This window comes from Serratia sp. (in: enterobacteria), assembly GCF_046715635.1.
Lineage (GTDB): Bacteria > Pseudomonadota > Gammaproteobacteria > Enterobacterales > Enterobacteriaceae > Chania.
Genome location: NZ_JBKJYW010000173.1, coordinates 1 through 8,409, shown reverse-complemented (window position 1 = coordinate 8,409; position 8,409 = coordinate 1). Strand labels below are relative to the sequence as shown.

Here is an 8,409-nt window from a genome sequence, read left to right as displayed (position 1 = left end):
GAGAGGGACGATGCCGCCCAGGCACCAAACGGCCCCAGCAACGCAAGCAAGGCAATTACAGCAAATCTTCTTAACCCATACATCATTGCTGCGTCATCCTTGTTGCCTCTGGATACTTTCTAATAATTGTTCGCCATAGGCGGAAACCGCCTGGAGCTTCGCCTGACGCCCTTCGTCTTGGTAACTGAGATGCAGTTCCAGATCGGGATCGGGCAGCACGCCGGTACCCTGCTGTGGCCATTCCACCAGGCAAATCGAGTCCTGGGCAAAATAGTCGCGGATACCCATAAATTCGAGTTCTTCCGGGTCGGCCAAGCGATAAAGATCAAAGTGATAGACCGCCAGCGGTTGCAGCGCATAAGGTTCCACCAGCGTATAGGTTGGACTTTTCACATTGCCCTGATGGCCTAATGCCTGCAAAAAGCCCCGGCTGAAGGTGGTTTTACCGGCACCCAAATCGCCATAAAGATAAATCACACTGGCACGATCGCACGCCTGGGCCAGGACGGCACCCAGTGCAACTGTGGCTGCCTCATCCGGCAGCGGTAAAACGAGTTCTTTCATTCGATAATGTCTATTTTGCCAACTCAGGGTTAACGTAATGAGGGATAACCGGCAGCAGATCGGTGGCCAGTAATCCCCTTGTTCCTTGTTTTGCAGCAACCTGATCCGCCGCGGTGCCGTGCACTACACAGCCCGCACAGGCGGCATCATACAGCGGCAGCTTTTGCGCCAGCAAACCGCCGATGATGCCCGACAGCACATCTCCCATGCCACCGGATGCCATGCCAGCATTGCCAACGTCGGCGATCGCCATCTGTCCATGCTCATCGGCGATCAAGGTACCTGCGCCTTTCAGCACCACAACGCCGCCGTATTGCGCGACCAACCTGCGGGTTGCAAGTAAGCGATCACTCTCAATATCAGCGGTGCAGCAGCTCAATAATCGCGCGGCTTCACCAGGATGCGGGGTAATAATACGATTCTGACGCTTCTCGGGGTGTAATGCCAGTAAGTTAAGCGCATCCGCGTCCCATAATGTTGGTTTATCACTGGCTTGCAGCTGTTGCAACGCATTGCGGCCCCAATCGCCCTGGCCAAGCCCCGGGCCAATCACGACCACATCGGCCCAGTCCAGCGCCTGTTGCAGGATATCATTACTCAGGCGTTGCACCATCAACTCAGGCCGGGCAGTCAGCAGCGGCCCAATGTTCTCACTGTGAGTAAGCACTCGCACTAGCCCAGCCCCGGCACGCAGTGCGGCTTCCGCTGCCATGCGGATGGCTCCGCCAAAACCGTGATCGCCACCCACCAGCAGTAAACGACCTTGATCCCCTTTATGAGAACAAGGGCGGCGAGGCTTCAGCCATCTGCCCAAATCGTCAGCCGTAAGACGCTCGATTTGCAGGGACTGTGTTGCCAGCCAATCCGCTAATCCTAGCGTACTGTAATGCAGTTGCCCCACCCAATCACGCGCCTGCCCGGTCAACAACCCTGGTTTGAGTGCAATAAAAGTCAGCGTATGGGCCGCACTGATCGAGGCTCCCGGCACCGATCCGCTTTCAGCCAGCAGGCCAGAAGGGATATCCAGAGCAACCACTGGCGCATCGGCTCGGTTGGCCGCTTCGATCAGGGCATCATAGGGCGCTCTGGGGGCAGCCCCCAACCCGGTGCCTAACAATCCATCAATGATGAGATCGACATCCTCAGGCCAACGGCTGGTCGCGGGCAGGACTTCTCCGCCACTTGCCAACCAGGCTTGCCGGGCGTTGGCAGCCTCTGGTGGCAATGGACGAACGCCTTCGCAGGCAATGAGCGTCACCTTGATACCCGCCGCACGGGCCTGACGAGCAACCACATAACCATCACCACCGTTATTGCCATGCCCACACAGCACCAGCCAATGCCTGCTGGCCGGATACCGGTCACACGCCAGCTCATAAGCCGCCGCACCGGCACGCTGCATTAACGAATATAAGGAAAGGCCAAGCGTTGCGGCAGCAACAGGTTCTGTCTGCCGGATCCAGTCTGCAGACCAAACAGAGTGTGGTAAACTGGAACTGTATTGTTTCTCACTATGGCCCGTCATGACACACCCCCTCGATCTCGATCAACTCGCCCAACATATCAAGCAATGGGGGCAATCGCTAGGATTCCAGCAAGTAGGGATCTGCGATACCGATCTCAGCGCGGAAGAGCCCATATTGCAGGCGTGGCTGGATAAGCAATACCACGGCGAGATGGAGTGGATGGCACGCCATGGCATGATGCGCGCACGGCCACATGAATTATTGCCCGGCACGCTGCGGGTGATCAGCGTGCGGATGAACTATTTACCCGCGAAAGCCGCGTTCGCCAGCACGTTAAAAAACCCGGAGCTGGGCTACGTTAGCCGTTATGCACTAGGGCGTGATTATCACAAGCTGTTACGCCAGCGGCTAAAAAAACTCGGCGATCAAATCCAGGCTTATTGCGGTGAATTGAATTTTCGGCCCTTTGTGGATTCGGCCCCCATCATGGAGCGAGCCTTGGCCTCAAAAGCCGGCATTGGCTGGGTTGGTAAACACTCACTGATCCTAAACCGCGAGGCTGGCTCCTGGTTTTTCCTCGGCGAGTTGTTAATCGATCTGCCTCTGCCGGTGGATAAACCGCAGGAAGAGCAGTGTGGCCGCTGTGTCGCCTGCATCACCACTTGCCCTACCGGTGCGATAGTTGCCCCTTATACCGTCGATGCCCGTCGCTGCATCTCCTACCTGACTATCGAATTAGAAGGCGTTATTCCAGAAGAATTCCGCCCTCTGATGGGCAATAGAATCTACGGCTGCGACGATTGCCAGCTCATTTGCCCTTGGAACCGCTTCTCGCAGTTGACGGATGAAGACGATTTTAGCCCCCGCGCTGCACTGCATACTCCGCAACTGATCGAGCTGTTTGGCTGGAACGAGGAGAAGTTTTTACGTATTACCGAAGGATCTGCCATCCGACGTATCGGCCATTTGCGCTGGTTACGCAATATCGCGGTAGCACTCGGCAACGCCCCTTATCTCGATCAGATCGTCATCAGCTTACAGATTCGACAAGGCCAGGATCCGATGCTGGACGAGCACATCAGTTGGGCGCTGGCTCAACAACTTGCACGCCGTGAAGCCCTGGCGGTTGAGGTGCAGACTATGCAGAAAAAACGTTTAATTCGAGCGGTCGAGAAAGGATTACCGAGGGATGCTTAAAAAACCACCATACCCACCCTGTGGATTTGTGCATAAAAATAAAAATGTGTTGTCTTTCAATCGTCACAAAAAGAGCAAGTGATCGGGATAACGTTTTATAATAAATAAATATTGATTATTATCAATCACATATAAATTTCATTTGTGCGACGTTGCAATTTTGCACAGAAGGTATTATGTACAGAAGCTGTGGATAAGTCTGTTCACAACATATTTTCTGAGTATGTATAACCGAGCGAAAGTCACACCGGAAGCGGTGTAGGAGTGAATGTAACCTGGAGATAAAATTGGAGCGGGAAACGAGACTCGAACTCGCGACCCCGACCTTGGCAAGGTCGTGCTCTACCAACTGAGCTATTCCCGCCCGGCGTAACGATGGTGAATGGAATGAAATTCTTCATCGGTACGGGGTGCGCATTATACGAGAAATCCTTTTTGCCGCAAGCCCCTGAAAGCAAAAAAACGCGAATTTTGTTTGATTGCTGCTTTAAGCACCGAAATGATGAATTAAGCGCCAGCAAGGCTTTCAGGGGCATTACATGCGTTACAGCTGAATAAAATGCTCGCGGTAATACGCCAGCTCCGCAACGGATTCGCGGATATCATCGAGCGCCTGGTGAGTGCCCTGCTTCTTGAAACCAGGCAGGATCTGCGGTTTCCAGCGGCGTGCCAGCTCTTTCAGGGTGCTGACATCCAGATAACGATAATGGAAGTAGGCTTCCAGCAGCGGCATATAGCGGAACAGGAAACGGCGATCCTGGCCAACGCTGTTGCCACAAATCGGTGATTTACCCGCCGGTACCCACGCTTGCAGGAAAGCGATAGTGGCCAGCTCGGCGGCACGATCGTCATGCTGGCTGGCTTTAACCCGCTCTACCAGACCGCTACCGGTATGCGTGCGCACATTCCAGTCATCCATCAGCGCCAATTGCTCATCGGATTGATGCACTGCGATCACCGGTCCTTCGGCAAGGATATTCAAATTGGCATCGGTCACCAACGTCGCGATCTCGATAATGCGATCGCGTTCAGGGTCCAACCCGGTCATCTCCAGATCGATCCAAATCAGGTTGTTTTCGTTTCCTGTCATGATTTTTCCTGCGTAAAAGCCGAAAGATAAATAAACCACGGGCAAACCCGCGGCTAATGCCAGCGTGCGTGGCGGTCAAGAACGGTTATTTAATATAAAATAGCGTGTATCATAGCCTTTTTGCTCGCCCCGAGCGATAAATGCCGATTCAAGTGAGGCTCAGTGAGTAAGAACAAACTGTCCAAAGGTCAAGAACGCCGCGTACAGGCCAACCATCAGCGACGCCTGAAGCGTACTGACAATAAGCCGGAGCTGGATGATTCCCAATTGGGCGAACCGCAAGACGGGATCGTCATCAGCCGCTTTGGCATGCATGCCGACGTGGAAGCCGCAGACGGCGTCCAGCATCGCTGCAACATTCGCCGCACCCTACGTTCGCTGGTTACCGGCGATCGCGTGGTCTGGCGCCCTGGCGTAGGCACTCATGCGGGGGTCAAAGGCATCGTAGAAGCGGTGCATGAACGAACCTCGGTGCTGAACCGCCCTGATTTCTACGACGGCGTTAAACCCATCGCCGCCAATATCGATCAAATCGTCATCGTTTCGGCCATTTTGCCCGAACTTTCACTCAATATGATCGATCGCTACCTGGTCGCCTGTGAAACCCTGGAAGTCGAGCCGCTGATCGTGCTCAACAAGATCGATCTGCTGGACGCAGAAGCACGTAAGGTGGTCGACGGGATGATGGCGATTTATCGTCATATTGGCTACCGCGTACTGGAAGTGTCCAGCCAGACCCGTGAAGGGATGGAAGCCTTTGAACAGGCACTGGTCGACCGCATCAGCATCTTTGCCGGGCAGTCCGGCGTAGGCAAATCCAGCCTGTTGAACGCCCTGCTGCCGCAAACAGAAAAGCAAATTCTGGTAAATCAGGTTTCCGACGTCTCCGGCCTGGGGCAACATACCACCACGGCAGCGCGCTTGTATCACTTCCAACATGGCGGTGATGTTATCGACTCCCCCGGCGTACGTGAATTCGGTCTGTGGCACTTGGAACCAGAGCAGGTCACCCAGGCCTATGTCGAATTCCGCGACTATTTAGGCGGTTGTAAATTCCGCGATTGCCGCCACGATACCGATCCGGGTTGCGCCATCCGCGCGGCGATGGAAAGTGGCGCGATAGCTAAAGAGCGTTTCGACAACTATCACCGCATCCTGGAAAGCATGGCGCAGGTTAAAACCCGCAAAAACTTCTCGGACGCAGATAACTGATCCACAGTGCGGGGGTGGCGCTAATCGCCACGCCCGCCCTTATATCCCCTTTTAAGAGGTTAATGTGCTGGATAGCATCAAAATTAAATTACAGTATTGGCTGCCAAAGCTGGCGTTAACCCGCCTGGCGGGCTGGGGCGCAGATAAAAAGGCCGGGTGGCTGACGAAGCTGGTGGTAAAAGCGTTTGCCCGCTATTACCGCGTTCAGATGCAGGAAGCACAGAACCCGGATTTAGCCTCCTATGCCACATTCAACGACTTCTTCGTTCGTCCATTGCGTGATGGCGCGCGCCCGATCGTAGCGGAACCTCACGTGCTGGCACTGCCGGCAGATGGTGCCATCAGCCAGCTTGGTGCGATCCGCGACGATCAGATTTTCCAGGCCAAAGGCCATAATTACACGCTGGAAGCCCTGTTGGCCGGCAACTATCTGTTGGCAGAGCCTTTCCGTAACGGCCTGTTCGCCACCACCTATCTGGCCCCAAGCGACTACCACCGCGTCCATATGCCTTGTGACGGCGTACTGCGCGAAATGATCTACGTACCAGGCGATCTGTTCTCGGTCAATCCGCTGACCGCCGCCAACGTGCCGAACCTGTTTGCACGCAATGAGCGCGTGATCTGCGTATTCGATACCGCCTTTGGGCCGATGGTGCAGATCCTGGTCGGCGCCACGATTGTAGGCAGTATCGAAACCGTCTGGGCCGGTACCGTCACGCCACCTCGCGAAGGCATCATTCGCCGCTGGACCTATCCAGCCGAAGGTGCGGAAGGTGCGATCCAACTGGTTAAAGGTGAAGAAATGGGCCGCTTTAAACTCGGTTCCACGGTGATCAACCTGTTCACACCTGGTAGCGTGCAGTTCGCTCCACACCTGAACAACGGCACCGTGACCCGGATGGGCCAGGCTTTTGCAGAAACCGCAACCGCGCCAGACGCAACCTTCCAAGGGAATTGATGCTGTGCGCCTGATTATCGCTTTATTGCTCAGCCTGCTACTGATCCAGCCGGTTCTCGCCGCCACGATCCCCAATGAGTCCCAGTTACGGCAAGAACTGAAGCTGGCCGAGGGTAATAAAAACGCGCCTAATCAGGCGGAAACGGTTGAGGCGCTGCAAAGCGCCATCAACTGGCTCACCGAACGCAAAGAGTCGCAGAACAATTCCCAGCAGTATCAGAGGGTGATCGACGATTTCCCGAAGATGACACAGGAACTGCGCCGTCAGCTCACCATAGAAGAAGCCAAAATCCTGCCTAACGGTGAGAGCCTGCCCGCCAGCGATCTGGAACAGCTAATTCTGCAAACCAGCAGCCTACTGCTGGAACAGGCCCGCCTGTTGCAACAAGAGCAGGACCGGACACGCGAGATCAGCGACTCTCTCAGCCAACTGCCACAGCAACAAACCGAAGCCCGCCGCGCGTTAACAGAAGTACAACGTCGCCTGCAAGCCCAGGGCAATAACCAAACCACGCCATTGGCACTGGCGCAACTTGCCTTGTTACAGGCAGAGGCGGCAGCACGTAAAGCGAAAGTGGATGAGCTGGAGCTGGCTCAACTCTCGGCCAATAACCGCCAGGAACTGGCGCGGATGCGTGCCGATGTCTACAAAACGCGCCATGAAAAAATTGATATCCAGCTACAGGCGCTGCGTAACAACCTCAATAGCCAACGCCAACGTGAAGCGGAACGGGCGCTGGAAAAAACCGAGCAATTGGCTGAACAGAATGGCGATTTGCCCGCCAGCCTGCGCAAGCAGCTACAAATCAACCGTGAGCTTTCTGCCGCGCTGAACGATCAGGCGCAGCAGATGGATCTGATCTCTTCCCAACAGCGCCAGGCCGCCGCACAAACGTTGCAGGTACGTCAGGCGTTGAGCACCATTATTGAGCAGTCCCAATGGTTGAGCGCCTCGACTGCGCTGGGGGAAACCCTGCGCGCCCAGGTCGCCATCTTGCCAGAAATGCCAAAACCCCGGCAGTTGGACAGCGCCATGGCCGATCTGCGCGTTCAACGCCTGAATTTTGAAAACCAACTGGAAAGCCTGCCTCAGCGAGCTAAAGAGTTTAAACAAGACGACGGTAGCCCCCTGACCAGCGCCCAGCAGCGTATCGTCGATGCCCAGCTACGCACTCAGCGTGAGCTGCTGAATTCGCTGCTTTCCGGCTGCGATACCCAGATCCTTGAGCTGACCAAGCTGAAGGTGGCCAACACCCAGTTGGTCGATGCGCTGAACGAAATTCAGGATGCAGCGCACCGTTACCTGTTCTGGGTACCAGACGTCAGCCCCATCACCCTGTCGTATCCGCTCAATGTGGCACAGGATCTGACCCGTGTATTGTCACTGGATACCCTGACGCAGCTCAGCGGCGCCTTCGTGATGATGGTCACTAGCCGGGAAACCTTGATCCCGCTGTTTGGTGCGGTGCTGTTGGTGATTTTCAGCATCAGTTCGCGCAAGCATTACCATGCGTTCCTGGCACGGGCCAGCAGTAGAGTAGGCAAGGTCACGCAAGATGAATTTCTGCTGACGCTGCGTACCGTATTTTGGTCAATCCTGGTGGCCTTGCCGCTGCCGGTCTTGTGGGCAGCGCTAGGCTTTGGCTTGCAGAATGCCTGGCCGTATCCGGTAGCCGTCGCGATCGGTGAGGGCGTTACCGCCACGCTGCCCGTGCTGTGGATCTGTATGATCAGCGCAGCCTTCGCCCATCCGCAAGGGTTGTTCATCGTGCATTTCCGCTGGCCGGTGAAACAGGTTTCCCGCGCCATGCGTTATTACCAGATGTCGATCTGGCTGATCGTGCCGTTGATTATGGCGCTGATCACCTTCGACAATCTCAACGATCGCGAATTCGCCAATACCCTTGGCCGCCTGTGCTTCA

Annotated in this window: 7 protein-coding genes and 1 tRNA gene; 4 read left to right on the top strand and 4 right to left on the bottom strand. The window is 55.4% G+C overall.

All coding sequences use genetic code 11. The features are described from left to right. Positions 1-93: 93 nt before the first annotated feature. Together tsaE and nnr are read right to left on the bottom strand one after the other, a co-directional pair. Positions 94-564 (bottom strand): tRNA (adenosine(37)-N6)-threonylcarbamoyltransferase complex ATPase subunit type 1 TsaE, encoded by a 471-nt coding sequence (tsaE, locus tag ACLQ7H_RS08625; protein ID WP_021178997.1) that lies wholly within the window; start codon positions 562-564, stop codon positions 94-96. 10 nt (positions 565-574) lie between these two features. Continuing rightward, positions 575-2,089 (bottom strand): bifunctional ADP-dependent NAD(P)H-hydrate dehydratase/NAD(P)H-hydrate epimerase, encoded by a 1,515-nt coding sequence (gene nnr, locus ACLQ7H_RS08620; protein WP_411752307.1) that lies wholly within the window; start codon positions 2,087-2,089, stop codon positions 575-577. Here nnr and queG point away from each other — a divergent pair. Beyond that, positions 2,088-3,227: a tRNA epoxyqueuosine(34) reductase QueG gene (gene queG / locus ACLQ7H_RS08615; RefSeq protein WP_411752306.1), complete on the top strand. Its 1,140-nt coding sequence runs from the start codon at positions 2,088-2,090 to the stop codon at positions 3,225-3,227. The two genes, nnr and queG, sit on opposite strands and share 2 nt — an antisense overlap. A gap of 288 nt (positions 3,228-3,515) precedes the next feature. Here queG and ACLQ7H_RS08610 read toward each other — a convergent pair. Together ACLQ7H_RS08610 and orn are read right to left on the bottom strand one after the other, a co-directional pair. After that, positions 3,516-3,591: transfer RNA gene (locus ACLQ7H_RS08610), tRNA-Gly, on the bottom strand. A 180-nt stretch (positions 3,592-3,771) separates the two neighbouring features. Beyond that, a complete protein-coding gene (gene orn / locus ACLQ7H_RS08605; RefSeq protein WP_411752305.1) occupies positions 3,772-4,317 on the bottom strand; it encodes an oligoribonuclease in 546 nt (181 codons plus the stop codon). Between the two features lie 162 nt (positions 4,318-4,479). Between orn and rsgA the strand changes: the two genes are divergently transcribed. The 3 genes from rsgA to mscM form a co-directional block, all read left to right on the top strand. Then, positions 4,480-5,529: a small ribosomal subunit biogenesis GTPase RsgA gene (gene rsgA, locus ACLQ7H_RS08600; protein ID WP_411752304.1), complete on the top strand. Its 1,050-nt coding sequence runs from the start codon at positions 4,480-4,482 to the stop codon at positions 5,527-5,529. 64 nt (positions 5,530-5,593) lie between these two features. Next, on the top strand, positions 5,594-6,487 hold the full coding sequence (gene asd, locus ACLQ7H_RS08595) for an archaetidylserine decarboxylase (RefSeq protein ID WP_411752303.1): 894 nt from the start codon (positions 5,594-5,596) through the stop codon (positions 6,485-6,487). A gap of 4 nt (positions 6,488-6,491) precedes the next feature. Next, on the top strand, positions 6,492-8,409 hold a 1,918-nt coding region (mscM, locus tag ACLQ7H_RS08590), incomplete at its 3' end, for a miniconductance mechanosensitive channel MscM (protein ID WP_411752302.1).

Excerpts from the sequence above, each read along its gene's own strand:
- nnr (WP_411752307.1), bottom strand. The coding sequence starts at position 2,089 with ATGACGGGCCATAGTGAGAAACAATACAGTTCCAGTTTACCACACTCT.
- tsaE (WP_021178997.1), bottom strand. The coding sequence starts at position 564 with ATGAAAGAACTCGTTTTACCGCTGCCGGATGAGGCAGCCACAGTTGCA.
- queG (WP_411752306.1), top strand. The coding sequence starts at position 2,088 with ATGACACACCCCCTCGATCTCGATCAACTCGCCCAACATATCAAGCAA.
- orn (WP_411752305.1), bottom strand. The coding sequence starts at position 4,317 with ATGACAGGAAACGAAAACAACCTGATTTGGATCGATCTGGAGATGACC.